Annotated in this window: 23 protein-coding genes; 7 read left to right on the top strand and 16 right to left on the bottom strand. The window is 50.7% G+C overall.

Going from position 1 to position 26,999, the window contains the following annotated elements; genetic code table 11:
- Positions 1 to 122 precede the first annotated feature (122 nt).
- Entirely contained in the window at positions 123 to 1,166 is a 1,044-nt protein-coding gene (locus JMJ04_RS01540; RefSeq protein ID WP_201368809.1) for an alpha/beta fold hydrolase, read from the top strand.
- A 52-nt stretch (positions 1,167 to 1,218) separates the two neighbouring features.
- Here JMJ04_RS01540 and JMJ04_RS01535 read toward each other — a convergent pair whose 3' ends face one another.
- The 4 genes from JMJ04_RS01535 to JMJ04_RS01520 all read right to left on the bottom strand — a co-directional run bounded on the left by JMJ04_RS01535 (position 1,219) and on the right by JMJ04_RS01520 (position 4,154).
- Complete coding sequence (locus tag JMJ04_RS01535) at positions 1,219 to 1,647, bottom strand: nitroreductase/quinone reductase family protein (protein ID WP_236037873.1); 429 nt, start codon at positions 1,645 to 1,647, stop codon at positions 1,219 to 1,221.
- Positions 1,648 to 1,708: 61 nt separating this feature from the next.
- Positions 1,709 to 2,413 carry an NAD(P)-dependent oxidoreductase gene (locus tag JMJ04_RS01530; protein ID WP_201368808.1) on the bottom strand — a complete coding sequence of 235 codons (705 nt, stop codon included), beginning with the start codon at positions 2,411 to 2,413 and terminating at the stop codon, positions 1,709 to 1,711.
- Positions 2,410 to 3,120 carry a peroxiredoxin-like family protein gene (locus JMJ04_RS01525; protein ID WP_201368807.1) on the bottom strand — a complete coding sequence of 237 codons (711 nt, stop codon included), beginning with the start codon at positions 3,118 to 3,120 and terminating at the stop codon, positions 2,410 to 2,412. Before JMJ04_RS01525 ends, JMJ04_RS01530 begins: the two co-directional genes overlap by 4 nt.
- Before the next feature lie 119 nt (positions 3,121 to 3,239).
- The gene (locus tag JMJ04_RS01520) at positions 3,240 to 4,154 is read right to left on the bottom strand and encodes an MmyB family transcriptional regulator (RefSeq protein WP_201368806.1); all 915 of its coding nucleotides are present in this window, start codon (positions 4,152 to 4,154) and stop codon (positions 3,240 to 3,242) included.
- Between the two features lie 203 nt (positions 4,155 to 4,357).
- Here JMJ04_RS01520 and JMJ04_RS46350 point away from each other — a divergent pair, with 203 nt between their 5' ends.
- Together JMJ04_RS46350 and JMJ04_RS01510 are read left to right on the top strand one after the other, a co-directional pair.
- Entirely contained in the window at positions 4,358 to 4,975 is a 618-nt protein-coding gene (locus tag JMJ04_RS46350; RefSeq protein WP_236037871.1) for a putative quinol monooxygenase, read from the top strand.
- Between the two features lie 68 nt (positions 4,976 to 5,043).
- The gene (locus JMJ04_RS01510; protein WP_201368805.1) at positions 5,044 to 5,793 is read left to right on the top strand and encodes an SDR family NAD(P)-dependent oxidoreductase; all 750 of its coding nucleotides are present in this window, start codon (positions 5,044 to 5,046) and stop codon (positions 5,791 to 5,793) included.
- A 223-nt stretch (positions 5,794 to 6,016) separates the two neighbouring features.
- On the opposite strand, the gene JMJ04_RS01505 is transcribed toward JMJ04_RS01510, so the two are convergent.
- The gene (locus tag JMJ04_RS01505) at positions 6,017 to 7,588 is read right to left on the bottom strand and encodes an HD domain-containing phosphohydrolase (RefSeq protein ID WP_201368804.1); all 1,572 of its coding nucleotides are present in this window, start codon (positions 7,586 to 7,588) and stop codon (positions 6,017 to 6,019) included.
- A gap of 222 nt (positions 7,589 to 7,810) precedes the next feature.
- Between JMJ04_RS01505 and JMJ04_RS01500 the strand changes: the two genes are divergently transcribed.
- The gene (locus JMJ04_RS01500) at positions 7,811 to 8,158 is read left to right on the top strand and encodes a hypothetical protein (RefSeq protein ID WP_201368803.1); all 348 of its coding nucleotides are present in this window, start codon (positions 7,811 to 7,813) and stop codon (positions 8,156 to 8,158) included.
- A 62-nt stretch (positions 8,159 to 8,220) separates the two neighbouring features.
- On the opposite strand, the gene JMJ04_RS01495 is transcribed toward JMJ04_RS01500, so the two are convergent.
- The 8 genes from JMJ04_RS01495 to JMJ04_RS01460 form a co-directional block, all read right to left on the bottom strand.
- Complete coding sequence (locus JMJ04_RS01495) at positions 8,221 to 9,387, bottom strand: alpha/beta hydrolase family protein (RefSeq protein ID WP_201368802.1); 1,167 nt, start codon at positions 9,385 to 9,387, stop codon at positions 8,221 to 8,223.
- Between the two features lie 399 nt (positions 9,388 to 9,786).
- Complete coding sequence (locus JMJ04_RS01490) at positions 9,787 to 11,226, bottom strand: tagaturonate epimerase family protein (RefSeq protein ID WP_201368801.1); 1,440 nt, start codon at positions 11,224 to 11,226, stop codon at positions 9,787 to 9,789.
- Between the two features lie 2 nt (positions 11,227 to 11,228).
- Complete coding sequence (gene uxaC / locus JMJ04_RS01485) at positions 11,229 to 12,650, bottom strand: glucuronate isomerase (RefSeq protein ID WP_201368800.1); 1,422 nt, start codon at positions 12,648 to 12,650, stop codon at positions 11,229 to 11,231.
- A gap of 95 nt (positions 12,651 to 12,745) precedes the next feature.
- Positions 12,746 to 13,651 carry an ABC transporter permease gene (locus JMJ04_RS01480; protein WP_201368799.1) on the bottom strand — a complete coding sequence of 302 codons (906 nt, stop codon included), beginning with the start codon at positions 13,649 to 13,651 and terminating at the stop codon, positions 12,746 to 12,748.
- 3 nt (positions 13,652 to 13,654) lie between these two features.
- Positions 13,655 to 14,575 carry an ABC transporter permease gene (locus JMJ04_RS01475; protein WP_201368798.1) on the bottom strand — a complete coding sequence of 307 codons (921 nt, stop codon included), beginning with the start codon at positions 14,573 to 14,575 and terminating at the stop codon, positions 13,655 to 13,657.
- 4 nt (positions 14,576 to 14,579) lie between these two features.
- Positions 14,580 to 15,731: an ABC transporter ATP-binding protein gene (locus JMJ04_RS01470; RefSeq protein WP_201368797.1), complete on the bottom strand. Its 1,152-nt coding sequence runs from the start codon at positions 15,729 to 15,731 to the stop codon at positions 14,580 to 14,582.
- Between the two features lie 90 nt (positions 15,732 to 15,821).
- Positions 15,822 to 17,018 carry an ABC transporter substrate-binding protein gene (locus tag JMJ04_RS01465; RefSeq protein WP_236037869.1) on the bottom strand — a complete coding sequence of 399 codons (1,197 nt, stop codon included), beginning with the start codon at positions 17,016 to 17,018 and terminating at the stop codon, positions 15,822 to 15,824.
- A 499-nt stretch (positions 17,019 to 17,517) separates the two neighbouring features.
- Entirely contained in the window at positions 17,518 to 18,555 is a 1,038-nt protein-coding gene (locus JMJ04_RS01460; RefSeq protein WP_201368795.1) for a LacI family DNA-binding transcriptional regulator, read from the bottom strand.
- A 564-nt stretch (positions 18,556 to 19,119) separates the two neighbouring features.
- Here JMJ04_RS01460 and JMJ04_RS01455 point away from each other — a divergent pair.
- Both JMJ04_RS01455 and JMJ04_RS01450 read left to right on the top strand, forming a co-directional pair.
- Positions 19,120 to 19,587 (top strand): SRPBCC family protein, encoded by a 468-nt coding sequence (locus JMJ04_RS01455; protein WP_201368794.1) that lies wholly within the window; start codon positions 19,120 to 19,122, stop codon positions 19,585 to 19,587.
- A gap of 56 nt (positions 19,588 to 19,643) precedes the next feature.
- Entirely contained in the window at positions 19,644 to 20,753 is a 1,110-nt protein-coding gene (locus tag JMJ04_RS01450; RefSeq protein ID WP_201368793.1) for a hypothetical protein, read from the top strand.
- 117 nt (positions 20,754 to 20,870) lie between these two features.
- Here JMJ04_RS01450 and JMJ04_RS01445 read toward each other — a convergent pair whose 3' ends face one another.
- Positions 20,871 to 22,607, bottom strand: coding sequence for a bifunctional aminoglycoside phosphotransferase/ATP-binding protein (locus tag JMJ04_RS01445; protein WP_201368792.1), 1,737 nt, complete (start codon positions 22,605 to 22,607; stop codon positions 20,871 to 20,873).
- A 394-nt stretch (positions 22,608 to 23,001) separates the two neighbouring features.
- On the opposite strand from JMJ04_RS01445, the gene JMJ04_RS01440 reads away from it, so the two are divergent.
- Positions 23,002 to 23,532: a YceI family protein gene (locus JMJ04_RS01440; RefSeq protein WP_201368791.1), complete on the top strand. Its 531-nt coding sequence runs from the start codon at positions 23,002 to 23,004 to the stop codon at positions 23,530 to 23,532.
- A 7-nt stretch (positions 23,533 to 23,539) separates the two neighbouring features.
- On the opposite strand, the gene JMJ04_RS01435 is transcribed toward JMJ04_RS01440, so the two are convergent.
- Both JMJ04_RS01435 and JMJ04_RS01430 read right to left on the bottom strand, forming a co-directional pair.
- The gene (locus tag JMJ04_RS01435) at positions 23,540 to 25,063 is read right to left on the bottom strand and encodes a response regulator transcription factor (protein ID WP_201368790.1); all 1,524 of its coding nucleotides are present in this window, start codon (positions 25,061 to 25,063) and stop codon (positions 23,540 to 23,542) included.
- Positions 25,060 to 26,808 (bottom strand): sensor histidine kinase, encoded by a 1,749-nt coding sequence (locus JMJ04_RS01430; protein ID WP_201368789.1) that lies wholly within the window; start codon positions 26,806 to 26,808, stop codon positions 25,060 to 25,062. Before JMJ04_RS01430 ends, JMJ04_RS01435 begins: the two co-directional genes overlap by 4 nt.
- Between the last annotated feature and the right edge of the window lie 191 nt (positions 26,809 to 26,999).

Genomic DNA, 26,999 nt, shown 5'->3' with positions numbered 1-26,999 from the left:
CTCCTCTCCTGAAATGGTTATACTCTCAACAGTAGCAAGCAATGACAACAGACACACAATAAAAAACAAAAATCTTGCTCTTCTCTCCAGAGAGATGGCGCGAAAAGAAAGCGAAAATATTCATGGCTATCAACATGTTCACCGCTCTTATGACACGCAAAAGCACACAGCAAAAGCTCGCGAAAGCGCTTATGATCACTACTCCCAATGGAATTGTCAATGAACGCTTCATCAAGGTTGGTGGTATCGACCAGTGGATCACGATCCGCGGCGAGGACCGCCGCAACCCGGTCCTGTTTTTTGTCCATGGTGGCCCAGGCTCAACCTATTCTATCTTTGCTCCACTATTACGTTCCTGGGAAAAGTACTTTACGCTCGTTCAGTGGGATCAGCGCGGCGCGGGCAAGACCTTCCACAAAAATGGGAAGGCTGGCACCGGCCCCCTCACATTTGAGCGTCTGGTCCAGGATGGGAACGAGATCGCGGAGTTTTTGCGCCAATACCTTGGTCAACCCATCATTCTCGTGGGCAGCTCGGTTGGTAGCATTACCGGGACCATGATGGTCAAACATCGGCCTGATTTGTTCGCCGCCTATGTGGGCACCGACCAGAATAGCACGCCCGATGCCAGCGAGATTTCGTATCAACTGACACTGGAGTGGCTTCGGGCCTCAGGCAATATCCGAGGTGTGAAAGCAGTGGAGAAACTTAGAGCCAGGAAAGGGAAGCTTACTGCTAAAGAGTTTACAGCACTGCACCAGTGGACGATCAAGGCCAACCCAACGATTCCAAACATGATTATGGATATCATGCTGCCAGCCATGCTGACCTCACCCGATCACACGCTGGGAGATCTTATAGACATCTTCAAGGGCATGAACTTTTCGACTGATCAACTATTGAACGAACTTATGGTGTCCGATCTCCGCGCGCTTGGTGCGCGCTTCGAAATCCCATTCTTCGTCTTTCAGGGCGATACCGATGCGATCACGCCAACAGCTGCGGCCAAGGCTTACTTCGACGCACTTGAGGCTCCGCACAAGGAATTTGTCCTGATCAAACAGGCTGGTCACCTGGCAGCTTTTGCCCGGTCAGAACAGTTTCTCAATGAACTCCTACAACGGGTGCGGCCATTGGTAATCGCCTCGGTCGTTGGCACGAAATAATGAGCGCACTGCCCCCTACATCCAGCAGGGGGCAGTGCGCTCATATAAGGCTTCACATGGCGCCCTGTAGCAAAAACACAGGGTGTTTGCTTGCCACACGCTCAAATTCCTCAAAGGAAGATTCCGCGTTGACCTGGTAGTAGCTAGCAAAGGGGTTGCCGCCTTTGATATCTTCTTGCAAAACGAGGGCCGCCTCCTTGAGGGGTAGTTCTCGTGCATTGACCCTTTCAACGCGACGCCCACGCGTGAGGGTAGCCTCTCCCGCGGCTTGCAGATTGCGCACCCAGGCCACGGTTCCAAACGGTGAGGCCAGATAGCGCTTTCCATTACGCTCAATGGTCACAATCGGGACCGTACGTGGCTGCCCGCTTTTGCACCCCGCACCGTAAGCAGGTACATAGGGTAGTTGCCGGGTCCTACGAGCTTGAAGCCCGCGTGCAGCAGGGTCGTTGTCATAATATTCCCCAAATTGACAAACCACGGAGCTTTATTTGTTTTTGCCATATTTATGACCAATCTTTTAGTGTGTTTTGTCCTTCTTCTCAGCTTTTGGCGGGCTCTTTGAAGGCCTCTTGTAGCATAAACTTCAGCATGCTGGGCTGCGCCGAAAACGTTGCCACGGCGATCACCTTGCGCGAATACTTGTCAGTGGCGAGCTGTTTGAGCATACAGTCGGCCAGGTCTGCCCTGGAGGTAAATTGTCGGCTGATGTGATCTTCAGCCACCCGGTAATCAGTGATGGTTTCCGTCTCAAAGAGACCGGAGGGCCGGACGACCGTCCAGTCAAGGTCGCTCTTCCTCAACATCGTTTCCATCTCTTTCATATCTGCGTAGGTCGTCTTCCCAATCGTGGACATTACGATCGGTTGCAGAATTTTATCAAAGATGAAACCGCCTCCCGTCTCATGGTTCGTACCAGTCGCGCTTGAACTGACACAGATGACGCGACGAACGCCGGAATGCTTCATGGCTTGTGTGATATGGGCCATGCCCCGCGAATAGATGGTAATTGGCTCGCGACTAAAGGGAACACCGAGGGTGGAGAGGACGGCATCCTGTCCAGCAACGGCCTGTTCAACCACCGCGAGATCGAACACGTCTCCACCCATCACGTTCAAGTGGACATCTTGCAGGGGGAAGGTTTCCGGGTGGCGAGTAACGGCCGTCACGATATGCCCTGCCTCCAGGGCCTGTTTGGTCAAGATTTTACCTGTCGCGCCATTCGCACCAAAGATGACAATTTTCATTTTAGCTCCTTAAGCCGCGCGATCACAAACGATGGGTCAAGCCGATGGAAAAAGTTTGAGTCGACGGAAGCCAGGCGAACCGCCCTGGCTTGATCGATGAGAAATGTTCCTGGCACCAGCAATTCCCATGAGTCATCGCCGTTGTAGGCAGGTAAGTCTGCGCCAAGCTGGGCATGCAAGGCTTTTCCTGCCTCGTCGAGCTCGAAGGCAAGCCCATACGCTCGTGCCACACGATTCCCCCTATCTGAAAGTACGACAAAGCCCAGCTCGTGCTTTTCCTGCGTTGAGAGGCTGTGGTCTGGCGTCTGCGGAGAAATCGCGACAAGTGTTGCCCCCAGTTCCTGGAGCTGCGGCAACGCCTTCTGATAGGCACGCAATTCCAGGTTGCAGTAGGGACACCATTCGCCGCGATAGAATATGATGACGACCGGCCCTTGTGTGAGTAGCTGCGAGAGCGTCACCGCTTGCCCCAAGGCGTCGGGTAGCGTGAAATCAGGTGCCTGCTCATCTTCCTTCAGCGCGAATTCCGCGACGCCAGACGCGGCAAGGTGCTCAATGTGGCTATCCACTTGCCTCGCCATTTCTTCTGAGACATATTTTGCTCCCCGAGCCACGAATGTATCAATCTGTTCCTGCAATGGAATGTCGGTTGGAATTGTGCTTGCTACTATGCTTGCTAAAGAGCCTGATGGGATATTTGTTGCCATCTTCCCTCTTTCCTTTTCTAGCAATGGATATGTTATGCTCATGACCACTCTTTGTGATCATCTAGAGAGTAAGAGGGTCACACGATCACTTCTGGGACAACTTCCTGGCCTGATTTTGCTCATGCCAGATTATTGAGCACAGATCCCTCTGTATTGCTAAGGGATGCAATGACAGCGCGAGCCGCGTCATCCAGGGGGAGAAGTGCCATGATACAGGGATACATATGGCTACAGACCGAGATGCGAACATGCTGGAGTTGAATGGGGAGCATTTCTCCAGTTGTGGCATTTTGGCCGAGCAGCAACTTTGATGGCTCCTGGTGCTGATCGTGTAGCTCAGGCGTTCGCTCCCAATGCTGACGAAAATCGGCTACTGCGCAGAACTGGTCTACCAGTTCTTGATACCACGGTTCAAATTGATATAACCTGTTGCTTTGCTTAAAGAGTTGAATGCCCCGTGACACTCCCGCCTGCCAGGCTGTGATGGCCTGCTCATTGAAGGTTGAGCGCCTTCGGATTGGCAAGTCATACCGAAAAAATAAAGGGAGGACATGTCGTTGTGTACGTGGAAGCGCGGTGAGTGAGGGAAGCTCAAAGAGGCGCTGGAAGGCCTTGTTGATTGTCTCTATTTCCAGGGTATGGGTCACAAGCATGGCGGGATAGGGGAGGGTTCCCATGAGTTGCCGGGCCTGCTCTAATGCTTGCCGAAGTTCAATGCCCTTTAATTCAAGACTTTCTGGAAGATAGCGAGCGGCTAAGAGCAAGTCATTGCGCTGGGCAATGGTACATTCCAGATAATCGGCAATCTGCATCAATGCCTGGCGGCTGGGAATCCGCTGTGAGCGGCCGACCAGCAAATTTTTATAGGTAGGACACACCTCATCAGTTAGCTCCTGTTGCGTAAAGCGTTTGAGGAGCGGATGAGGGTGATCCCTCACCTCTTCCTGACGAGCGAGCCGCAGGATTTCAATCTCCTCAAGGGTGTTGTATAGCACATTTGATCTCTGAGAAGATTTGGGGTTGCTTTCAATCATGCCTCTCTCCTGCTATGAGGACTGGCCAAGATCCGATCCATTGAATAATTTCCCGCCAATCCAGGTGTAGTTTTACACTTGGTACAACACCTGCTCCCTTCTATACTATTTCCTGGAACCAATACATGAGAAATTAAGATGTTTTTCTGCAAGAGGTGTATTTTGCAGGAAGGGTATAGGCAAGAAGAAAAGGAGTTACGGTAATGGCGATTGTAGGAACTCTTACGCGAGTAGAGGTAAAGTCCGGTAATGAGGCACTCATTGTGCAGGCTCTCCAGGAAGCGTTCTCCATCGTTCAGCAGGAGCATGCCACAACCACCTGGATCGCATTTCGCCAGGAGCCTTCAGCATTCAATGTCTTCGATGTGTTCTCCGATGAAGCAGGTCGGCAGGCACATCTCTCGAAGGAGCAATACAGGATAAGGCTGGAGCGAGTGAGTAATCTGCTCGTACAGCCGCGCACTACAAAGCAGCACCATGTGCTTGCGGCCAAGCTTCCTGTACAAGGAGCACCAACAGAGGTGGCGCTAGGCTTTCTCTCGCGATTCGAGGCGCAACCCGGTAAAGAGGCAGCGGTTGAGCAAGCCCTGAATGGAACGTCATTAGCTGTTCAGCAGTTGCCAGGAACGATCGCCTGGTTTGGATTTCGCCTGGGACCCTCGACTTTTGGTACCCTGGACCTGTTCGCCGATGACGCAGGTCGGCAAGCACATTACCAGGCCCGTTGGCCGCAATTGCAAACAAGAGCTTCCCAACTGTTTGTTGAGAGATCGCTTGCTATAGAGAAGGTCGATATCCTCCTGGCAAAACTGCCTGAATAGTGGCTTGAGAGACCTTGAGGCAGTTTATTTTTTTCTGACAACTTACACTACGAATGGAGGGAACAATCATGGCCAAACTCGAAGGGAAAGTTGCTGTTATCACGGGTGGGAACAGCGGCATTGGCCTCGCCGCAGCCCAGCGCTTCGTCGCAGAGGGGGCGTATGTCTATATCACCGGTCGCCGCCAGGGCCTCCTCGATGAGGCAGTCAAGCAGATCGGGAGAAACATTACTGGAGTTCAATCGGATATCTCGAATCTAGCGGATCTTGATCAGTTGTATGCCACGGTCAAGCAGCGTCACGATCACATTGACATCCTCTTCGCCAACGCCGGTGGGGGAGAACTGGTTGCATTAGAGGCCGTCACTGAAGCTCACTTCGATCAAACGTTTGACGCCAATGTCAAAGGGACGCTCTTTACCGTGCAAAAGGCACTTCCCCTCTTGCGAGACGGCGGTTCAGTCATTCTCACTGGCTCTACGACCTCGATTACAGGTATTGAAGCGTTGAGTGTTTACAGTGCAGCCAAGGCTGCTGTACGCTCGTTCGCGCGCAGTTGGATTCTGGACCTGAGATCCCGCCAGATCCGGGTCAACGCGATCAGCCCTGGCCCGACCAATACGCCGGGACTGAATGGCTTAGTACAGACTGAGGAGGAGCGTGAACAGCTTTTGACGCACTTTGCGTCCATCGTGCCACTAGGGCGATTGGGTGATCCTGACGAAATTGCGAAAGCCGCCGTGTTCCTCGCATCGGATGAGAGCAGCTTTGTCAATGGGATTGAACTCTTCGTCGATGGAGGGCAGGCACAAATCTAAGTGATCCTGGTCGCGGGTGTCTCATCGAGATACCCGCGATGTGTTTTACCTGGTCGCTTTGTTCCTGGATAGCTAGCTTCCACACGCGTGTGCTAGAATGAGACCTTAGCCCGCATGCATTATCTCGCCGGGTACGAACGCTGGCCACCGGGGGCGCTTCACAATGGCGCGAGGCACAGCCCCCAAAGTTCGTTCTCCTTAACCTGATGAGATTCTCATTATGCTAGACAAGGTTTTGTTGTACGGCATAGGCAACCGCGGCGGTACGGCAGGAGACGCCGAATTTTGTATAAATATGGGCCAGGTGGTGTTCAACTGTTTTTTTACTGATACTCAGGGTGCGTGCGATTTGAGGGGTGTTCTGCCCCTGGGTGAGGAGGCGCACCACCTCTATTTCGCGCTGGGTCAGATCAGTCGCCTGTGAGCGCTTCGGCGCTACTTTTTTGCCGGTATCGCCAACTTGCAAGGAAGCGACCAGAGCCTCATAGCATGCGGTATCAAGTTGCGTTCCCACGCATGCAGACATCGAAGCAAGTACACGCGAAGGTTGCTCCTTATGATGTTGTCCCTCTTGCGTTGTGTGCACATAGGTGTTGGCGACGGCAAGAATACGCCCTGCAAGTGGTATCTGCTCACCCTGGAGTTGCCTATGGTAGCCTTGCCCATTGACCCATTCGTGATGTGAGGCGGCAATGGGGGCAAGATCGCGCAATGGAGCGACCTGTTCCAGGACACGCTGGGTATAGTAAGAGTGGAGACGATAAATTTCCCACTCGCTTTGGGATCTACGTGCTCCTTTGACAAGAATACCAAAGGGTGTCGCGACCTTGCCAATGTCATGAACCAGGGCCGAACATTTCAATGTGTAGAGTTCGCCAGGGGTCAAGGCAAGTTGCTTACCTATGTCCTCCGCTACCTGGGCGACAAGCTGTGAGTGATGCCAGGTTCCAGGCGTTTTGCCATCAACAAAGTCCGCCAGGGCCTGGCATACATCTTCTTTGCGGTCTGTCGTGACAGCATCAGCGGATGTATATGGGCGCATTTTTATGATCGCTTCGCGGGTTATTGTGTGCTCCGGGTCGTCTCCCCCCTGGTCTGAGGGGGTCAGGTGCAGGAACGCCTCCACGATGTCTGGATCAAAGCGGGTACCTTGCTTTTCTCTGGCGAGGGTGCGTGCAGCGGCTGTTCCTCCAACGCTGGCTGTAAGTTCCATAACTTGTGCCAGGTGTAAGATGCGTGCGGGGAGTGGGATCTCGCTGGCCTTTAAGCTATAAGCCAACCCTTTGCCATCCCAACGTTCCCACTGGAAGCGGAGCGTGTGTTGCACAGTCTCTGGAAATCCGAGCCTGCGCGCAAAGAGCTCGGCCACTTCACAGTGCCCGCGCATAGCTTCACGAATGACAGGGCCACATTGGGCAATGAAGGAGAAGAGCTTGGTGACGCGACTGGGGAAGCGTGCATCCAGGGGGACATTGCGCGAGAGCCAGCCCAGCATTTCATGAAGCTGTGATGGATCGACGAGCATGAAATCAGCACGCGGCACCTGTTCGTCATCCGGAAAGAATGCCGAGATACCCGCCGAGCAGGCGGTGCAGCCGACATCCTTGAGCAGTGCACCATAGAAGACGGCTTCCTGTATATCGGGCGAGAGTCGAAGGGCGCAGGCCAGCTGAAGGCCAAGGTGGGCGCTTTTCAACCCATGCTCCATGTCCTCGCCAAACCCCATACCCGTGGCAAAGGAAAGCGCGCAGAGCAGCGTCGCTAGATTCTCATCTGACCGCTTGTTTTCAACCATAACACGCTCTCACCTGTGGTGCGCAAACAGCTCTCTACTCTATAAAAAGATCTGGATATAGGGGAACTCACCGATGCATGACCATAAGGTTATATGCTACACTTCTCTCACATTATACCCATTATCGCGGAAGAAGCAAAGTACAAGGGTAGATAGTAATAACACTATCCTGAAAGCAGATAAGTTGCTCTTGTCGTCAGAAAGGTAGAGAGGAAGGAGTATATGAAGAGAGGTGGAAAGGTGCTAGAAGGAACTGAATCATACATTGTGTGTACATGCTCACTTTCTGTTTTGAGACAACTCGTCTATGAAGTTGAAGATAAGATTAAGGCAGAAGCTGCGGGAGAAGCAAAAATTGTTTATTCTGGCTCGAGCCAGCGCAGACAGGAAGGGGTTATTTGTATCTGGCTCAATGGTGAAAAGGTGCCGCTCTTTTTCAAGAATAGCCTTTTCAGGATGCTGCATATGGATGAGGATATTCTTGATTTTTGCATCGTTCCCCTGCCTCTTTCTCCGCACATCGACATTACGTCTTTGATGCCTCTGCCTAGTTCGCAAATGCTTTATTGAGCTCAGTCAAGTGCCCGCTGCCTTCAAGGAGACGGGCTTGTTATGACATGTAGCAAGAATGATTACAGGTGCAGGACGCGTGTCAGATACGATTCCACTTGTGTGTTATACCACTGAGGATCGAGATTCCATGATTGGACATGGTCTGCGCCATTGACGCGATTATAGGTGACAATATCGGTATGTGCTTGCGCGAAGGTATCGCTTACAGAGACGGGAGTGGTGGTATCATTTGTGCCATGGAAGAGCAGAATTGGGGTCTTGCCCTGCGGCTGATTGAGCTGGTTGAGCGCGTCGAAATTGATTTTGGCGCGTTGAGCGGCGAAGAACTCGGCGGTGCTGGCAACCACATCTGGCAAGTAGCGACTGGCAGCCTGAAAGCTCAGCGTGGAGCGCCAATCGAGTAATGGGGCATCGAGCACGAGTGCCTGAACGTTGCTCGCATATTGTGAGCGGTGCTGGAACGCTTCAACGATCGCGCCACCCATCGACCAGCCATATAGCACGAGGTGGTGGGCGCCATGAGCCAGAGCATACTTGACGCCAGCCTCCAGATCCTGCCACTCAGTATCACCCAGGTGATAGTAGCCATCCGGGCTAGCTGGGGCATTCATATCATTTCTGTACGAGATGGCAAGCATGGGTATGCCAAGTTTCGCCAGCGGTTGCATGAAGCGCAGGCTGCTATCGAGCGTATCGCCTCGCCCATGAACCAGGATGCCCCAGGTATCCAGCTTACCAGGCACATACCAGGCGGGCATCTCTCCTAAAGACGTCGAGACTTGAACGGTGCTGATGTGTAGCTCCAGTGTATCCTTCAATCCGTTTAGATATATCTCTCTATTCCAGGAGACCATCGTGTGTGATGCCAGTGGGGCGGTTGTCTGGAGTAACTGGCGCGTCACGGTGTCCTGGTTTTCGTTGGTAACCTTGCCCACGATGGCTGCTCCGTTGGCCCAGGTGATGCCAAATGTACCTGGCTGCTCTGTGTCCTGAGTGTGTGGCAGCGTCACCACTTGCGCGCTTACATTGGTTGCCTCTAAATTATAGGATATATCGTGCGTAGGTACTAAAAGTACATTGGAGAAGTAATAGCCAATGCCTCCGCACGCGATCGCGCATAGAAGAATTAGCGAGAGCAAGGTCACTAAGATCCTTTGCGGACTCAAGAGGCGGCGTTTCCTGGGGGCTACAACCCGAACAGGCATATTACTGATGAAAGTGCTCATGAAAACTTCCTTGCTATTCTAATGTGATATATTGAGTCACTGTGATATATGGGCCACGAGAATATTTTTCTTATGGTGCTTTTACCATATCAACAACAACCATTATCACCTGAGTATATGTCTTCTCTGCCACGCCAAACATGGGTCATTAGACCCATTTAAAAGACACCAGGAAAAGCTCATGATATAGTGCTTTTCCTGGTGCCTTCTTTATTTCAAAAAAACATTTCCTTGGAGACGAACAGCAAAGTGGGTATCACCTGGACTAACGAGCAGTGCTATGCTCTTGATGGTCAGAAGCCTTCAATGGAAGAAAGAGCGTAAGTGCTAATAGGCGTTTGCTGCATCAAGAGATCACGACCCCCAACCCTCTGAGAACCATTCGTGTGCGCTATGAGATCAACGGCTTCGAAAGGCTACCAGGTGTTTATCGAAGTGCCTCTTGATAAACACCTGGTAGTCCGCCTGGTGTTCATTCAGGAGGTGGTCCAGCCTGGAGCCAAAGGTATCTAGGACCGACCCGAAGGTGACATGTAAGACCTGGCGTGCATCAAACTGGTTTAAGAGATCTGGTAGTTGCTCATCAGTTAAGGACGTGATGACTGGAAGCTTCGCTAGCGTGGCCGAGACATGATACGTTTTGCGGTCGGTATCATAGCGGCTACAAGCGAATTCGACGATCTCCCTGAAGAACGAACTGTCGATGGAAGCGATGAGGCGCAGGGCTTCAAGATAGCTTGTTCCTGCGGTCTTAAGATGGACAAGGCCCTGGGTATGGCGCATCGTGATGGGATAGACCTCGAATTTGTCCGAGCCCGTATGCAAGCTGAGCTTATAGGCATTGTGAAAGTAGCGCATAATGCTGGCGTGTCCAGCGATATTTTGTTCCAGTTCCGCGAGATCACCAATGTAGTCCACCCCTTTCTCGAAGCGCCCCACAAAGCGCGGTGCCAGACTGACGAAAGGAACACTGAGCCTCTTCAACTCGGATACAATGTAGAAATGTTCAAGCAATGCGGTTGTGGTCCTGGTCTCATCAACCGAGATCTCCATTTCAAAGGGACGCTGACCAGCGAGTTCTTGAATCCTCCGTGTCATGCGCGCCATGTGAGCCACGGCAGCACCATATTTGACAACCGCTTTGAGCAAGGTATATTCATCAAACGCTAGAGGAAGATCTTCAATATCGAATTGTCGGTGATACCGCTGTTGTGTTTCATTGAGCGAGCTTCGTAGATCGCTCCAGGGAAGAGCAGAGGCTTTCTGACGTAGTGTTGCAGTGTCATCTTCTTCGGCATCATCGTCAACGTAATCGCCGGGGTCAATAGTATAGAATGTATAACCGGCGGCGATGAAGGGTTCAATATCAGCCAGGGCTTTCAAGTGGTCCGCATCCGCTCCCCAGGGCTCGCGCCAGCCAGCTTCAAACGCTCCCCACATGGCGTCATCGAGTACCTGTTGTGGTGTACGACCCGTACGTGTATTTTCGCGTACCGATTGTTGCGCGAAGATGGGAGCCACGCCTGTGTCGCGTACGCTTTGCACATGTCCAGGGGTGGCGATGCCCAGGCGATCACCAAAGCCTGCTGATGTTTGCAGGCCTAGCACGCTTGGTTGTAGCCATGGAAGACGTGCGCGTAGAGCACGCGCGTTTTCAGGGGTTCGGGCGCATAGCATAACCCGGTCGCTGTGTTGCAGTTCCCCAACAAAGCCATTGGTATGGCCCAGCACGGCGAGCAGCTTCTCGCCTGGTATGGCTGTCGTGACCAGGGCATATGTTGTGTTATCGAGGGTAACGACTGATGTATCAATGATCGGTAGATTGAGATTATAAAGCATTCTTATGACTCCAGTTTGTAGGCCTGCTTTGCCAGGCGATAGGCCATATCCACAACCATCTCATGGGCATCCTCTTCATCAATGATGCCACGTAGCACCATTCCAGCTAGCCAGTCGGCGCTGGCACGCCGCCATAAATCATGGCGCGCAGGAATGGAGGGATAGGCGCGTGTATCGTCGTTGAAGCCAGTGGTGTTGTATAGCCCGGCAGTCTCCACGACATTATCGAAGAAGCGGCGTATACCGTTCAAGCTATCAAAGAACCACCAGGGGGGACCAAGGCGCAGGGCGGGATAGTGGCCCACCAGTGGTGCGAGTTCTCGGCTATAGGTTGTCTCATCGAGGTTAAATACAACAATGGTCAGGTCATCTTCCCGCCCAAAGCGGTCAAGCAAGGGTTTCAAGTTGCGTGTAAATTCGCTGGCGACAGGGATATCAGCGCCCATGTCACGGCCGAAGTGCTCGTAAATCGCAGAATTGTGGTCACGATAGCTTCCGATATGCAATTGCATGACGAGGCCATCTTCAACGCTCATGCGCGCCATTTCAAGCAACATATGACCTGTAAAGCGGCGCGCATCCTCTGTACTGATCTGACCCTTCAATGCTCGTTGAAAAATAATCTCAGCCTCACGTTCGCTGAGATGCTCGGTGTACGCGGTCATGGCGGCATGATCGGTGGCGGTAGCTCCCATCTCTTTAAAGAAGCGACGCCGCTGTTCCAGCGCTGCGATATACGAGGGATAACTGGTTACGTCGATGTTGGACACCTGACTCAGGCGTTGAATATTCTCTGCAAAGTGTTCCGCGTCGATATTCACAACCATGTCAGGGCGAAAGGTTGGAATGACGCGCCCGTGCCAGCCCGATTGGCGAATGCTTTCATGATAGTGAAGTGTATCGGTAGCAGCATCGGTCGTGGCGAGTACCTCAATGTGAAAGCGTTCAAACATTTGGCGTGGCTGAAACTCAGGGTTGTGTAGTTTCGCTTCAAGGGCGTCGTAAATCTTCTGCGCGTTGGCGGAGTTTATCTTCTCCTCGATACCAAAGATATCGCGTAATTCATCACGCAACCAGAGACTCGATGGTGTCCCTCGGAACAGGTACCAGTGGTCGCAGACGATCTGCCATACCTTGCGATGATCTGGCGTCGCGAGATGGCCCCCCTTCTCTTTGGAGGGGATGCCCAGTTCCTCTAACATGATACCCTGGGAATAGAGCATGCGGAAAATATAGTGGTCGGGAATAATCAAGAGATCAACGGGTGTCCCCCAGTCGTAGTTGGAGGCGCAAAGCATCGCTGGATTAACATGTCCGTGGACGCAGACAAGAGGAAGATCTTTTACGCGTTTATACAGACTGCGAGCAATCTGGCGTTGAGCAGGATCCGACGAAAAGAAGCGGTCTTCTAGTGACTGAGTCATTGGACCTCCTATCTATGAGCCAACAATGAACATATCGAGGAATAAAGTGCTGTAGCGTAAACGCTGCGCATAATTTGGCAAGACGACATGTAGTGTTACTTCCCTTTCAGGCGCACAACGAATTGTGTCGGTTTGACGAAACAGAGCGCTATGATCAGCAGCGCCATGGTGGTGAGCATATAGACGACAGCCATCGCGTTGATTGCTTGCTCTGGCCGCATACCCGAAGCAAAGGCATCTCCGTACAGGGTGACGACGAGAGTTCCGGCATCGGCGTTGGCGACCAGGTAGGTCAGCTCGAACATCGCGATAACGCGCACAACCGCCAGTATGCCCGCGGTGAGCAAACCTGGCATAACCAGGGGGAGCACGATTCGCCAGAACGTTTGTAAGCGATTCGCGCCGAGCATATGGCTGGCTGATTCCAGCGAGATATCCACCTGTTCGATGAAAGGAACGAGAATGAGTATAACGAAGGGCAGAGTGGGTACAACGTTGATGAGAATGACGCCTGGTAATTCGCCACCAATGTAGCGTAGCAAAACTGTCGCGAGCGGAATACCATACGCAAGTGGCGGTACAAGCATTGGTAGTAGATAAAAGCCCATCAGCGCTCCCTTGAAGCGAAACTGTTGGCGCGCCAGCACGTAGGCAGCGGGGAAGCCTACAAGCATGGAAATAAAGGTTGCGCCAAGCGCCACAATGAGCGTGTTCGAGAGGAGTTGCACGATATCATGGTCACTAAATGCGAAGGCGTACCATTGTGTGGTAAATAGTCCTTCCGGGAGCCAGGTCGCGAACCACTGCTTGCCCAGCGAGTCAAGCACAACCGTGAAGACCATGGCCAGGATGTTAAGAATAAAGAAGCCGATCGCAGTGTAAAAGGCGAGCGTACTCCAGAAACGTCCCCTGCGTCTCTGACGTCGTGGCTCCTCTGACGAACGAGTTGGCACATTGTTCGTGGTACTGGTGACAGTATTTTGGGAAACCTCAATGTGCATTGCCTATACCCCCTTGCCACCACTGATGGTCGCGCCACGTGCCGTTTTGCGTTGCAGCCACAGGACCAGTGCGATTACCAATAACTCAATAACGCCCATGATCAACGATATTGCCGTGCCAAGCGGGATGTTGTAATTGGTAAAGGCCGTTTCATAGGCGGCGATAGCCAGCACACGCGTCTCATGCGATGGTTCTCCAACCAGGTTCGCTGAAGGGAAAACACTAAAATTGGCAACAAAATTGAGACAAAACGCGACCGCGATACCCGGTAATGAGAGAGGAAGTACAACGCGCCAGAAAGTTTGCCACGGCCTCGCTCCTAGCATCCGGCTGGCCCTTTCTAGATCCGGGCTGATTGCTGACATATAGCCCAGGATCAACAAAAAGGTGAAGGGAAAGCCCTGGATAAAGAGCGCGATCTCGACCGCAAGCCAGTGATGCAGCAGGAGCATGGGTTGCTGTATGAGGTGTAGCGAGAGGAGCACGCGATTGAACCAACCGGTAGGCGAGAAATAGTCCAGCATCGCCTGGGCCACCATAACGTTTCCGAGCGTGATGGGCAGAATCAAAATTGCGGTGAGCAGGCGTTCAAACTTAATTCCTCGACGCATGTAATAGGCGAGGGGAATGCTGACCAGCACGCTAAAGAGGGTCACAGGCAAGGCGACACGAAAGGTTGTCCAGATGGTGGCAACCAGGTCGGAATTGCTAAAAAACTGGAAATAGTTTGTCAGGCTCCAGGACGGTGCCTGCTCGCTTGAACGTAAGCTGATATCAAGACCGAAGAGCAAAGGATAGAAAAACAGCACAAGTACCAGCATGATCGCTGGTAGCGAGAGCAACACCGCGCTGCTATTGGCCTTGAAAGGAAGTCCGCGCCTGTTTATCTTGCGCCGTATGGAGGAATGAGGTATATCTGCCATCGCATTATCTCTCGACTCTCATCGCCGCGACATCTACTAGATCCTGCTCCGCGCTGGTGTGACCTGTTGTCATTTCGTCGTCAGGGAAGAGCAAAAGTCTTTCGGGTTGCACGCCAAATGTAAGCGGAGTGCCAATTTCTGGCGCGTGGGCACTGTGTACCAGCAATTGTGTGCCTCTCTCGTCCGCAAGTTGTACCAGAATTTCATATGCTCGCCCCACATATTCCACCAGTCGCACATGGCCCTGGACGTGGTTCTCGGCGGGCAACGGATCAGCCAGTGTTTCGTCGGGACGTATGCATGCCAGTACACGCTGCCCCGTTTGCCAGTTGATACTCTCTGCGACTGTACTACTGGCGGTAAATTGCTCACCAGATGCTGTCTGAATGAGCCAGTACTCGCCATCTCTTCCTATAACTGTGCCAGGGAACTGATTGAGATACCCCATAAATCTGGCAACAAAAAGGCTCTGAGGGCGATTGTAAATTTCTTGTGGCGTCCCAATCTGTTCGATGCGACCCTGGCGCATGACGACGACTTTGTCTGAGAGTGACATGGCTTCGGATTGATCGTGCGTCACGTAGACGGTTGTCAGACCAAGCTCAGTATGTAAGCGCTTAATTTCGATACGCATCTCGTTGCGCAGGTTAGCATCCAGGTTGGAGAGTGGCTCGTCTAAAAGGAGGAGAGAAGGTTCCAGAACAATCGTACGCGCAATCGCTAATCGTTGCTGTTGACCGCCGCTCATCTGGGCTGGATAGCGTTTCCCGAAATCCTGCAAATGGACCATATTCAGGGCTTTACGGACACGTTGTTCTCGCTCAGCTCGGGGAACCCGGCGAATTTCCAGTCCATAGCTGATGTTTCGTTGTGTGGTAAGGTGCGGAAACAGGGCATAGTTCTGAAAAACCATGCCAAAGCCGCGCTTTTCCGCTGGTAAGTGTTGGACAGGTGCACCATTGAGTAGGATCTCGCCCTCAGTCAATTCAAGGAGTCCAGCGAGGCAATTGAGCGCTGTGGACTTGCCGCAGCCGCTAGGGCCTAGCAGGGTAATAAACTGACCGCCAGCTATTTCGAGGTTAAAGTCGTGTAAGGCTGTCGCATCACCAAAGCGGCGCGTCATGCCCTTGATCACGAGCTTCTCTATTTTCTTCATGCTTCTTGTGTCCTGATTTGGTGGTGTATTCGATTCTAGCAAGATGCAGGAGAAAATTCTCCTCCTGCACCACGATCTTCGCTTAAAGCCTTAAGAAGTTTGGTATTTGCCACTACCAATATCGCTGTCCCACTTTTGGAAAGCCGCTACGAGCTGGTCAGTATTCAATGGCAGCTCGATTTTGATGTTTTTAATGAGCGTGTCGTATTCTGGGCGACCGTACTGTTGCATGACTTGTTGGCTGCTAGCTGGTGCCAGAGAGATTGGCACGTTCTTTACTGCTGGACCGGGATAGAAGTATCCAGAATCGTAGTTATATGCCTGCTGATCTGGTCGAAGCATCCAGGCCATCACGTCCAGCATGACATTCTGGCGTGCCTGGTCCAGCCCTTTGGGCATCATCATGAAGGCCGCATCAGCCACAAAGGTCGTGTCCTTAAGGACAAAAGTTTTGTCTCCCGCGGGGACCTGTTGGAGGAAGCGGGGATTAATATCCCATCCCAGGGTACTGGCGATGATTGAGGCTTCACCAGTGCTAAGGGCTTTCATTGTGTCCCCGGTTCGTGTTGGATACGCGTCGATAGCGGAGCCTGCATCTTTCAGGAATGACCATGTTTTGTCCCAGCCATGTATCGGGTCCTTGGGGTCTTTGTCACCTAACAGATAGGGCAGTCCCATCAACATTGTTCGTCCAGGTCCAGAGTTTGAGGGACGCGCATAGAGGAACTGGTGTGGGTGGGCTTTAATCCAGGCTTGTAGCTCTTCAATGGTTGTGGGGGGATTGGACACCTTAGCTGGATTATACTCGAAGACGGGGCCGCTTGGTGTGTAGGTAAAAACCAGACCGTAACCCTTGGCCAGGTCGTTATAAGCCTTTGCCGCGGGCAGATAGTTTGCGTCGAGATTAGGGAATTTGTCGTTATGAGCCGGTGTCAATTGTTCGACTAGCCCCTGTTGAATAGTGCTCGCGACAGCATCATAGCCAGTAATGATAAGTGTATCCTGGATGTTACCGGCATTTTCTTCGGCCTTGAGCTTGCCAGGAAGTTGGGGAGCCTGAATGCGTGCAGGATAGACGACCTTTGATACCTTGTCAGGATGAGCCTTCTGGTAGGCGTCGAGCATGGGTTTTACTTGCGCGGTATATCCTCCGGCATCGACTACCTGTAATATGATGGGGTGGTTGGTATTGGGCGATCCTCCAGTTCCGCTGCATCCAGCAAGCAGAAAGGCCATGCCTAGAAATATGATACGGAGAACTGGCGACCTTAGCGGGTTCTTCATCATTTGCACTGTGTACCTCTTCCTTGATAAGTACTATTCTGACGACAAGTCACCGTAGTTTGACGCGAATTGCCATAAGCGCGCTTGATCGAACTACCCGATATAATTCCTCTGTCATGCGGTAGTGTGTAAATATACCTGCCAGGGACGTACTGATCTTTCTTGCGACACACCTTCCTTGTCAGTGCCAGCTAGCTACCAGAAAAAAGATGAAAATATTTCACTACTTTTCAGAAGGTAGCATATGATTACCCCTTCTGTCAAGGCGCACTTTCAGTGATTTCACCTTTGGCCTTGTGAAGCCTGCGCATATCAATGTCAGTGAAAAAAGAACAAATCTCTCTAATATGAGCTCGTAAATGCAGATTCTTGCCCAGCTTTAGCGCAAATAACACATTTGCGCTCTCGGGGCTTACTCAATGAGAAGTGAAAATACATGTAATGTTTTCATGAAAATAAAGAGGGTGAAGAGTCCAGAGAGAGAGGGCGTATGGAGTGGGAGCTAGTTGTTTGGTTTATAAGACACACAAGGGGCGGTAGACTCTCGTACGATCAAGGGGCTTTCCATGAGTGTGTAGCCGCTGCTCGGCGCATTTCGCCCTTCAATGAGCAGTCGAAGCATCTGCATGGCTAGTTGCCCCATACGATACTTTGGCTGGTCGATAGTGGTGAGAGGTGGGTTAGAGTGAGCCGCCATCGCAATACCATCGCAACCAACGACCGAAATGTCGTCGGGGACACGTAGTCCGTATGTGCGAATAGCATGGAGAGCGCCTAATGCCATAATATCGTTGTACGCTATCACAGCGGTAGGTTGCTCAGCACGAGGGCGCGAGAGGAGTGAGCTCATCGCCTGAAATCCTCCTTCAACGTTAGGAAAACTGGTAGGGCACCATTCAGGCTGCAATGTCCGATTCCTCTCGCGAAGTGCCATTTCGATACCTCGCCTTCTGGCTAAAGAAGGGCTGGCGAGACTGTTGCCTGCTAGATACGCTATGTGTGTATGATTGAGCCTGAGTAGATGTTGTGTCGAGCGATAAGCCGCGTTTTCAAAATCGATGAGGACGCAAGGAATTTCGGGATGATTAAGATTTTTATTAATGATCACGAGGGGGATCTTGCTCTGCTCATAGAGCGTAACCAGGGCGCTACTCTCAATACGCGAAGCACAGACAATAATTCCATCTACCTGGCGTTCAATAAGTGTCGTGAGTGCCTGGGCCTCTCTTTGCGGGTCTTCTGATGTGTTACAAAGGAGCATGGTCAATCCATTCGTGCCTGCCTCATCTTCGACCCCGCGCACAATTTCAGGAAAAAAAGGATTAAGGATATCGCTAATAACCAGGGCGATAGTGCGCTGCTCTTTTCTAGGTTGTGGTCGTATACCACTGATTGGCTTATAGCCTAATTCGGCAACTACTGCTAACACGCGCGCACGTGTGCCTTCGTTGACTGGTCCCGTATTATTCAATACGCGCGAGACTGTCGTTGGGGAGACACCAGCAGTGCGCGCTACATCGATGAGTTTTGTTGTAGTCATATATTATGTTGTACCTATCGTTTTTCATGAAAATGATAATATGAATTTCTGCTTTTGTCAACCTGGCGTGAGATGATGATTTCGCCAAGGACGATTAAAACAATTTTTAACTTGATCAATGATCTTTGCATACCGGCCTGAATCATTTGTTCGTGCTGAGTTTGTATGTATCTTGCGGCAGCAAGCAACAACAACGTAAACAGTAAAACTTCCTAGAGCGTCTCACTTATAAAGATATAGGCTGTATAAAAATATATTTTTAGCAAAAGTAAGCAATTCCGGAACGTATAATTTATAGATGATAGAGGACACTGTATTGAACATTTGCTCGAAATGCAAATAGCTTAATGTTTTATTGACAGTTACGTGTTGGAGCAGTACTTTTCATTAGGACCTTTATATGTATATTGACTGCCTTCTATGGTGCTGCTATAGTTCGTTTAGCGTTTATATTTTATATGTGAATCATACAGAGGCATTGCGCTCATAGATGGAAAGCCTCTGTCTCGCGAGGAATGCAAAAAACGCCTAATTTATCTATTTGGCAGCGAAAGGATGTGTTTTATGGCGCAGGACTCATTCGAGCTCGACACTTTTATTGAGGTGCCACCTGAAAAGGTGAAGAGCTTCCTCTCTACACTGAGTAACCATACCCAGATTCACCCGCTTATTGTTAATATCGCATATGAGAAAACAACGAAGGCGGCTGATGGTTCGCGTGTTGATCATTATAAGATTCGTGATCGTATGAAGCAGGGTCCCTTTATGACGACCTTTACCTATAGCGTAGAGATGAGCATCAATGCTCGGGGCGAAATCGTCTACGATGCGCACCAATCTCCAGGCATCTATTTGCACAATGTTACTATCTGTCTCCCTGAGGGAAATGGAACGCGAATACAAGAGCGTGTTGAAATTACGGCACCGAGCTTGCTTATCAAAACGGTTTATAAACAAGGTTTAGCATCGCATAAAGAGATGTTCGCGAAGCTCAAAGCACTACTGGAGGGCTCACCTATTCCTAGCAAGTGAAAATAGAGCTTTGTTGTGTATTCCCTTTAGTCATGGCAGTGAAAGGAGGCTAGCTTATGACGCACCCTACCAATACCGAGCCTCGGGCAAGTGTGCCATTGCGTGAAACCCCTACGCCACCATTACCTCGAACAAACTGGTGGTTGCGGATGACAAGTACTGGTTGGGATTTACCCCAGGAAACAATTGAGCAACGTGAGAAGGTCCGCCGCAGTCGCCTGACTTCCTGGATTTTGCTGGGCATGCTTGTCACTCTGGTGGCCTTCATTCCCGCTACCTTTATGGACAGAGCCTCAGCTTTTGCCGTCCTCTTTGCTCTTGCAGGCGTGCTGGTCGCGATACTATGTAATCGTGCGGGCCTGGTCACTGTAGCGGGAACTATTCTAGTGATACTATCGTGTTTGGCAGTCATCGGTGTCGTTCTAGGTTCAACGGATGGCAAAATCCACCTGGTTTATTTGCCCGCGTACGATGTTCTGGTTATCTCTGTGATTCTTGGTGCCTCTATTCTCCCACGTGGTGCAGCGTTTATCATTGCGGGTGTGAATGTTGTCCTTATTTATGGCGATCTGATGTTGCAGCCCTGGTCCACCGATCTTCACCAGGCTCTATCTCAATACAGCATGGCTGTTATCGCTGGGCGTCCGGTAGCGATTCAGATTATGACAGCCGTTATCGCCTTTCTCTGGGTACGTGGTATGGATCAAGCAGTGCGACGCGCTGATCGGGCAGAGGAATTACGGACTATTGAGCAGCGCTTTAGTATGGCCGAGACTGAACGCAAAGCACGGGTGGAAGAGTTTGTGCAGGAGGTCATCAATGCTTTGCGTTTGCTGGCAAATGGCCAGGAAGGGCTCATCATTTTATCTTCGGACCATCCACTGCATCAGCAAGGAATGTTCATCAACAACCAGTTGAGGCAGTTCTACCGTCTCAAGCAAGGCGGCCCTACAAATGAGCAGACAGCTTATGCTGCTAAATTGCTTTTAACAATGCTACAGCGTATCAACACTGGTCAGAGTATGGTCAATGGGCTTGATCCTCAGCTCTTCATGACCCAGGTGCCCGTTATTGATGAGATTTCCTGGCATCTCTACTACATGCTCCAGGGAAAGTATGCTCCTATGCTGTCACCTCGTTCGCCAGCGCAGGATGGTCGGTTTTGAGCTAGGGAGGAAAGGGAATGACATCCTGCTTCGATTGTTGGATGCATATGTATGCATGTGTATCCAACTTCGTTGTTGCATTGGTTCAAATAGCATTGTCGCCCAGCACTTCCCCAACTAAGCGTAGCGCGGGGTACACTCTAGCGGTAGCTTTGTCAGAAGTTGCTGCACTGTTTCCACAAGAGGAGAGGCTGTTGTGAGAAGGATATGTGTAACCCCTGGCTCCAATGCAGACTCAAAGGGTTCCCAGTGTGCGGCTTGTATGGCGTACAAATCTAGACGACCATCTGAGGCCAGAACAGCTTCAGGGGACGCTTCATGGCTGATACTATCGAAATGGCTTTGCCAGCGACCATGGAGACGCGCCAGTGCGACCTCTGGCGGGCAGACACACTCGATAAAAACGACCCTGGCTCCCAATGCCATCGCTGCATGCGCCAATACCTGTCGTTCCTCCCGACGTGAAAAGCTGGCATCAAGGATCACCGACTGCCTCTGCTCCAGATATAATAGCGCGCGTTGTGCGAGAGCAGCATACGTCTTCCTGTTCCAGGAGGGGGTATAGTTTCCTTTGCCATAATGTTCCGCCTGATGCATAGCGGGCGACTGCTGTGTGAGCTGTTTACGGATGACGTCTGAGGAGAACAAGGGAAAGGAGAGATGCTGTTGCAATGCGTGGGCGAGCGTGCTCTTCCCGCTACCCATGAGGCCGCCTATGCAGAGTAGCAGCGGATGGTGCGTGTCGCTGTTTGTGGTGCGAATGGCGAAGGCAAAGAGGTCAGAGGCCTCCTGAATAGCTTGCCTGCTCTGATCAGTTTTGATCTCGGGATCATCGAGGAGGAATGCGGTCACCTTGCCGCGTACGCAAGCTCGGTAACAGATATAAAAAGGGAGAAGTGTATAGAGATCGGTATCCCCGGTCTCCGCGATATAGGCCTGGAGGAAGTTCATTGCGAGATCATGGTGCTGTGCCATCTCTAGCTCCATCACCAAAAACGCGACTTCACTGGTGACATCTCCGTAGCGAAATCGCTCGTTGAACTCTATGCGATCAAGCAGGAGGATATGTCGAGTGGGAGAATGGTTGGTAGTGGGCAATACATAGACATGCTGCAAACGCAGATCCCCGTGACAATCACGGATGCGCCCTTGTAATAGACGTCGCGTGAAGAGTGGGCCATGCGCCTGCAAGAACTGAGCGACGTAGTGGTGCAGTGCGCCATAGGCTTCTCGTTCTAGCACACGACCGATATAGGGTTGGATCTGGCGAAAATTTTCTTCCCAGTTCTGCTGTATCGTCTGCGCGTCACCAAAGGTGGTGATAGAGGCATTCGTAGGGGTTGCCATATGAAAACGTGCAATCGTCTGCGCGACCTCGCGCATTATTTCAGGGGTGACCTGACCCGCCTGAATGAGGGAGGCGAGTGTCGCATCTTCAGGCAAGCGTCGCATCACGACCGCGTAGTCAATGACGATCCCCTCGTGATAGTGTGTCCCAGCTTCAGGCAACTCATCGCTCGCGAGGACTGGGCCTATGCGGAAGTGTTCTCCTGAGCATTGAAGAATAGGGGCCACTCCAAGATAAACATTCGGAGCCAGCGACGCATTTAACAGGACCTCTTGCAGGCAGAAGTAGCGGCGTCGTGAAGGCGTTGTGTAGTTACAGAAGCCAAAGTCTCGCGGCTTTTTTATCTTGTACACGTACTGCGGCGTGAGCAACACCACTGAGAGATGGGTCTGCTTCTCACTGATTTCCTGCGCCTCATCACAGGAAAAGTCCTTTTCCTCTCGTAGAGCACGAAGCATGGTCAGAAAAAGATTTTCTTGCTGCATATCTTGTTCTGAATGAGACATAACGCTCCTCGCTTCAGGATAGAGTTATCATCACAAGAATATCCTATGAACATTACAAAACTATCACCAGTGCTTTGCGAGTATTCACAATGCCTTCACGCTTCTATTCTATAATGGGTGGCAACAATGAGTTGCAACACGAAAAATTAAATGAGTAAGCTGAGAAAGAAGGGGTTCCGGTCGCAGATATTTAAATATTGCGACCGATTACCTGGCGTTCGTGGCGGTAGGCGTGGGCTATCATCAAATGGCACCGCTTTTAAAGCGACACAATTGCTAAACATGTGATATACCCAGGCTGAAGAGACGAAGTAAGAAGAAGGGAACGATCTCTCCTCTCTCACGCACGTATCTACACTTTGTGGAGTTTGACCATTTTTGTAGGAGTATCTCTATGTACTGGGACATTGATCCTTATCACACGCTCGTTGAATTTTCCGTGAAACATCTGATGATTAATGTTGTCAAAGGACGATTTAGCGAGGTACAGGGAAGTATTTATCTGGATACCCAGGAACCGGAAAATTCTTGGGTCAAAGCATCGGTCAACACGGCCAGCCTCACAACAGGTACTGAGCAGAGAGATATACATCTGCGCTCTGCTGATTTCTTTAACGTCGAGCAATATCCTACAATTACCTTTGAGAGCACACGGGTCAGGCGCACTACCTCCAAAAGCTGCGTTATCATTGGTAATCTGACCCTACATGGTATTACGCGTACTGTCAGTTTTCAAACAGATTTCAATGGTTACGCACGCGATCCTTTTAGCAATGGCTGGCGACTTGGCCTCCTCTCAGTTGCTACCATCGACCGGCGCATGTTTGGTATGCACTTCAACCAGGTCTTGGACATGGGCATCTCTCTTGTCGGATACGACACGCGTATTGAGCTCTGCATAGAAGCCGTCAAGAAGCCTTCATGAAAAAAAACTAAGGTTGCTGTTCCACTTGGGCAGGCGTGGTATTTTTGTCTCGCTTTTTACGTTGGGCTGACGGATAATAGCCAAAGAACTCGGTGAATACTTTGGTGAAGTGTCGCACACTGTAGTAGCCTACCTGTTCGGCAACCTGTTGGACTTGCAAAGAAGGATTGTTAAGCAGTTCTTTTGCTTTGAGCATGCGAACTTTTGTTACATACCTTACAAAGGTCATTCCTGTTTTCTTATGAAAGAGAGTGCTCAAATAGTTTGGTGATACTCCTAACTTTACAGCGATCTGAGCGATGCTAATGTTGGCATGATATTCCTGCTCAATAGACTCTATGACCCACTCAACCAGGCCAACAGCTTCCTTGTGAGGTTGAGTATGTAAGAGATGTTCTCCACAGTCCTTCAAGATCTGATACCAGTCAGCAAGGTCTTGTTGAGGGGAAATCTGGCAGGGAAGCATCTGGCTGAGGAACTCCGCGACACTTTTCTTTACGCCGTAGTCAATGGCACGCTCTTCTACACATGCTTTCATGAAGCGGTCGAGCGTGCTCATGTAGTTTACATACATGCTTTGCCTGTAGTAATCAGTCAAGGTGCTAACCAGCTTACTTATAGCGAGAAAACGTGGAGTACCCGCATAGGGTAAGAGGTCGCGTCGCTGGATTTTCTTGCCAATCCCGTAAATCACTCGCAAGCTAGAAAATTGCTGTAGCCAGTTGAACTGATAGAACAAATCTTTGTAGGATGGACAAACGCTTGTTTGCAGCAGCGTCACGTCAAAACTGGTATCAGAAGGGCGACATACAGTTTGCTCAATCTGGTACAGGCAGTTCAGGCAATGCTGCATCCCCTGATTGGCATCTTCTGATCCCCAAGTGCCAATTAAGGCTATTTCGCCATTAGAGAGCATAAAGACCGTCATTTTGAAATCAAGGACTATCATTTCGTCAATGATAGGCTGTACGGTCTGGAGCAGAGAATCCTGGCGCGTGGCCTTCTCTATCGCTGATAAGGTCGTGTCAATACAAAATATGGTGCCGATGAAGCATGCATGTTGCAGGAGGTCATCCTGTTCTTTCTGCGATAGAGGACTAACACCATGATAGATAGCAGTGAGATCCATAGCGAATTGTTTATTGCGATCGAGCAGGTGCTGTCTGTGTTCTCTTGTGACCTTTGTTATGATCGTGTGTATCTCTGTCGGACCAATTGGTTTAAGGAGATAGTCGGAGACCCCTATACGTAACGCGTCATGGGCGTGCTGGAACTCCGAAAAGCCTGTGAGGATAAACCAGCGTGTCTGCGGTGAGAGAAGTTTGGCCTGTTTGATAGCCTCCAAACCATTCAGCCTGGGCATTCTAATATCTACGAACGCAAGAAGGGGCTTGTGGAGACGAGCCAGATCGATCAGCTCCTCGCCATTGGTAGCTTCTTTCATAGCTTCTAGGGGAAGACCTGCTTCTTGTAACATGCTTTTTAAGCTCATCCGTGCCAGGTGTTCATCGTCAGCGATGAGAATGTTCATGTACTTACCGCCTTGCCTCTGGGGATTTTAATAGCTACGCGTGTTCCTTGACCCACTTGGCTGTTGATCGTTAGAGAGGCTGCCGCAAAAGCCATTTTCAGGCGCTCGCGTACATTGTTCAGGCCAAGTCCATGCCGTTCACGCTGTGCAGTCGTAGAGAAACCTACTCCATCATCTTCAATCAGGATGTGTATCATGGGTTGCCCGGTCTCTTCATCTGACAACGTTGTCGCACAGACATTCAGGTGACATGGAAGGTCCGAGGGCTCGATACCATGAATCATGGCATTCTCGACCAGGGGTTGTAAAAGAACCTTGGGGAGTATAAAGTCTGCTAGCCCATCTTCACATTGCAGGTGATAAGTCAATCTACCCTGAAAGCGAAGTGCCTGAAGCTCACAGTAACGCTTTACGAACAGAAGCTCTTCCTTGAGGATGACTTGCTCATCACTATTGAGCACATAGCGCAGCAGACCACTGAGCGCGATAATGGCGCTTTCCAGAGTTTTTCTCTCACCTAAACGGTTGAGGCCAATAAAGCCATTGAGGGTATTGTAAAGAAAGTGCGGTTGTATTTGCGCCTGCAGCGCATGATATTCGGCATTGCGTTGATTTAATGTCGCGACGTATTCGCGTTCAATGAGTGTATTCAAGCGCGCAACCATCGTATTAAAGGCATTCCCTAGCTGCGCGATTTCATCTTCTCCATCAGTGACAAAGCGCGTGTGCAGATTCCCTTCTTGCACCTGCATCATGGCAACAATCATATGTTGGAAAGGCGTGATAATCCAGCGCGAGAGAAAGAAAAATACAAGAAGGGTAATGCAGACCGCGCCGATAGCAAAGCCAATCCCTGTGATATACAACCAGCGCAATTTCGCGATTATTTCTGCTTGTGAGAGTAATATCACGACTTTCCACTGCGCTGAGGCCGTAGACTGGATGACTGGAATGTAATTATCAGTGGCACCCTGAGTACCTGAATCTCTGCGGGCTATTGCGTTTTCCACAGTCGTAGAGAGTGGCTGACTGGAGTAAAGAAGTTTTCCGTTTGTACCAAATACGGCGATGATCGAACTAACATTCAGTTTGATGCCGTTGACAATATCATGTAATACCACTGTGTCAGCGTCCGCCATTATAACAGCCAGGGGAAGCCCGGAATCGGGGTCCTTGATCAGCCGCGCGACGGAAAAAACCTGCGTCGCGGTGGACGTTAGCAGATAATCCTGCGAATGTGGATTCACAAAGACGATGTCTCCGTCGGCTTGGATGGCTTTTCGATACCACTCCTGTTTCGTAAATGGATACCTGGGAACGGGACTGGAGGAGGGATATTTGGACGCCACAAAAACAGAACCATCAAGTGGCAAAATAATGGTGTTTAAGATGTCTTTTCTGGTAATGCGCAGGTAATTAGGAAGGGTGCTATACAAGGCCTGGTCCGCGATGAGCTGCTGGTAAGGTGTCGCGTGTGCATACTCGTTGCTTGCCTTGAGTTTAAGCGCATACATCACCTCGCTATTGAGATAAGGAGTCAGGGTCAGGCGGTCTAAGTCATCGAGGTAGGTATCAATGTTGCGCGATACTGCTGTCAATGTAGCGGTAGTCAAGGTTTGCGTATCTTGGGTGATGACCCCCTCGGTATAGCTGGGCATCGCAAAAACAATAACGACCAGGGGTATAACAGTCGTCAGCAGATACAAGACTGACAGCTTCATCCGCAATGATTTTGTGAACTTCATCGCCTCTTCCTTGCAAACGATGTTCAGCCAATTCATAGGACTTCTCGCCACTACATGACTCTTCCAGGTATGGACGTGTGGGTAGGAATGCCGTGAGCAAGAATATATCTGAAGTAGTTACCCCAATGAAGAGAAATGAGCGCGCATATCGTAGTTTTACAGCATACACAAACACAATAATACGGATTAAT

Origin of the sequence: Ktedonobacter robiniae (assembly GCF_016587375.1) — a bacterium.
GTDB lineage: Bacteria > Chloroflexota > Ktedonobacteria > Ktedonobacterales > Ktedonobacteraceae > Ktedonobacter > Ktedonobacter robiniae.
Note: the sequence above shows the minus strand (reverse complement) of the source record. Positions and strands in the feature narration are given on the sequence as shown.

Bases quoted from the DNA above. Each gene is read 5' to 3' on its own strand.
- JMJ04_RS01540 (WP_201368809.1), top strand. From the start codon at position 123: ATGGCTATCAACATGTTCACCGCTCTTATGACACGCAAAAGCACACAG.
- JMJ04_RS01530 (WP_201368808.1), bottom strand. From the start codon at position 2,413: ATGAAAATTGTCATCTTTGGTGCGAATGGCGCGACAGGTAAAATCTTG.
- JMJ04_RS01525 (WP_201368807.1), bottom strand. From the start codon at position 3,120: ATGGCAACAAATATCCCATCAGGCTCTTTAGCAAGCATAGTAGCAAGC.
- JMJ04_RS01520 (WP_201368806.1), bottom strand. From the start codon at position 4,154: ATGATTGAAAGCAACCCCAAATCTTCTCAGAGATCAAATGTGCTATAC.
- JMJ04_RS46350 (WP_236037871.1), top strand. From the start codon at position 4,358: ATGGCGATTGTAGGAACTCTTACGCGAGTAGAGGTAAAGTCCGGTAAT.
- JMJ04_RS01510 (WP_201368805.1), top strand. From the start codon at position 5,044: ATGGCCAAACTCGAAGGGAAAGTTGCTGTTATCACGGGTGGGAACAGC.
- JMJ04_RS01505 (WP_201368804.1), bottom strand. From the start codon at position 7,588: ATGGTTGAAAACAAGCGGTCAGATGAGAATCTAGCGACGCTGCTCTGC.
- JMJ04_RS01500 (WP_201368803.1), top strand. From the start codon at position 7,811: ATGAAGAGAGGTGGAAAGGTGCTAGAAGGAACTGAATCATACATTGTG.
- JMJ04_RS01495 (WP_201368802.1), bottom strand. From the start codon at position 9,387: ATGAGCACTTTCATCAGTAATATGCCTGTTCGGGTTGTAGCCCCCAGG.
- JMJ04_RS01490 (WP_201368801.1), bottom strand. From the start codon at position 11,226: ATGCTTTATAATCTCAATCTACCGATCATTGATACATCAGTCGTTACC.
- uxaC (WP_201368800.1), bottom strand. From the start codon at position 12,650: ATGACTCAGTCACTAGAAGACCGCTTCTTTTCGTCGGATCCTGCTCAA.
- JMJ04_RS01480 (WP_201368799.1), bottom strand. From the start codon at position 13,651: ATGCACATTGAGGTTTCCCAAAATACTGTCACCAGTACCACGAACAAT.
- JMJ04_RS01475 (WP_201368798.1), bottom strand. From the start codon at position 14,575: ATGGCAGATATACCTCATTCCTCCATACGGCGCAAGATAAACAGGCGC.
- JMJ04_RS01470 (WP_201368797.1), bottom strand. From the start codon at position 15,731: ATGAAGAAAATAGAGAAGCTCGTGATCAAGGGCATGACGCGCCGCTTT.
- JMJ04_RS01465 (WP_236037869.1), bottom strand. From the start codon at position 17,018: ATGATGAAGAACCCGCTAAGGTCGCCAGTTCTCCGTATCATATTTCTA.
- JMJ04_RS01460 (WP_201368795.1), bottom strand. From the start codon at position 18,555: ATGACTACAACAAAACTCATCGATGTAGCGCGCACTGCTGGTGTCTCC.
- JMJ04_RS01455 (WP_201368794.1), top strand. From the start codon at position 19,120: ATGGCGCAGGACTCATTCGAGCTCGACACTTTTATTGAGGTGCCACCT.
- JMJ04_RS01450 (WP_201368793.1), top strand. From the start codon at position 19,644: ATGACGCACCCTACCAATACCGAGCCTCGGGCAAGTGTGCCATTGCGT.
- JMJ04_RS01445 (WP_201368792.1), bottom strand. From the start codon at position 22,607: ATGTCTCATTCAGAACAAGATATGCAGCAAGAAAATCTTTTTCTGACC.
- JMJ04_RS01440 (WP_201368791.1), top strand. From the start codon at position 23,002: ATGTACTGGGACATTGATCCTTATCACACGCTCGTTGAATTTTCCGTG.
- JMJ04_RS01435 (WP_201368790.1), bottom strand. From the start codon at position 25,063: ATGAACATTCTCATCGCTGACGATGAACACCTGGCACGGATGAGCTTA.
- JMJ04_RS01430 (WP_201368789.1), bottom strand. From the start codon at position 26,808: ATGAAGTTCACAAAATCATTGCGGATGAAGCTGTCAGTCTTGTATCTG.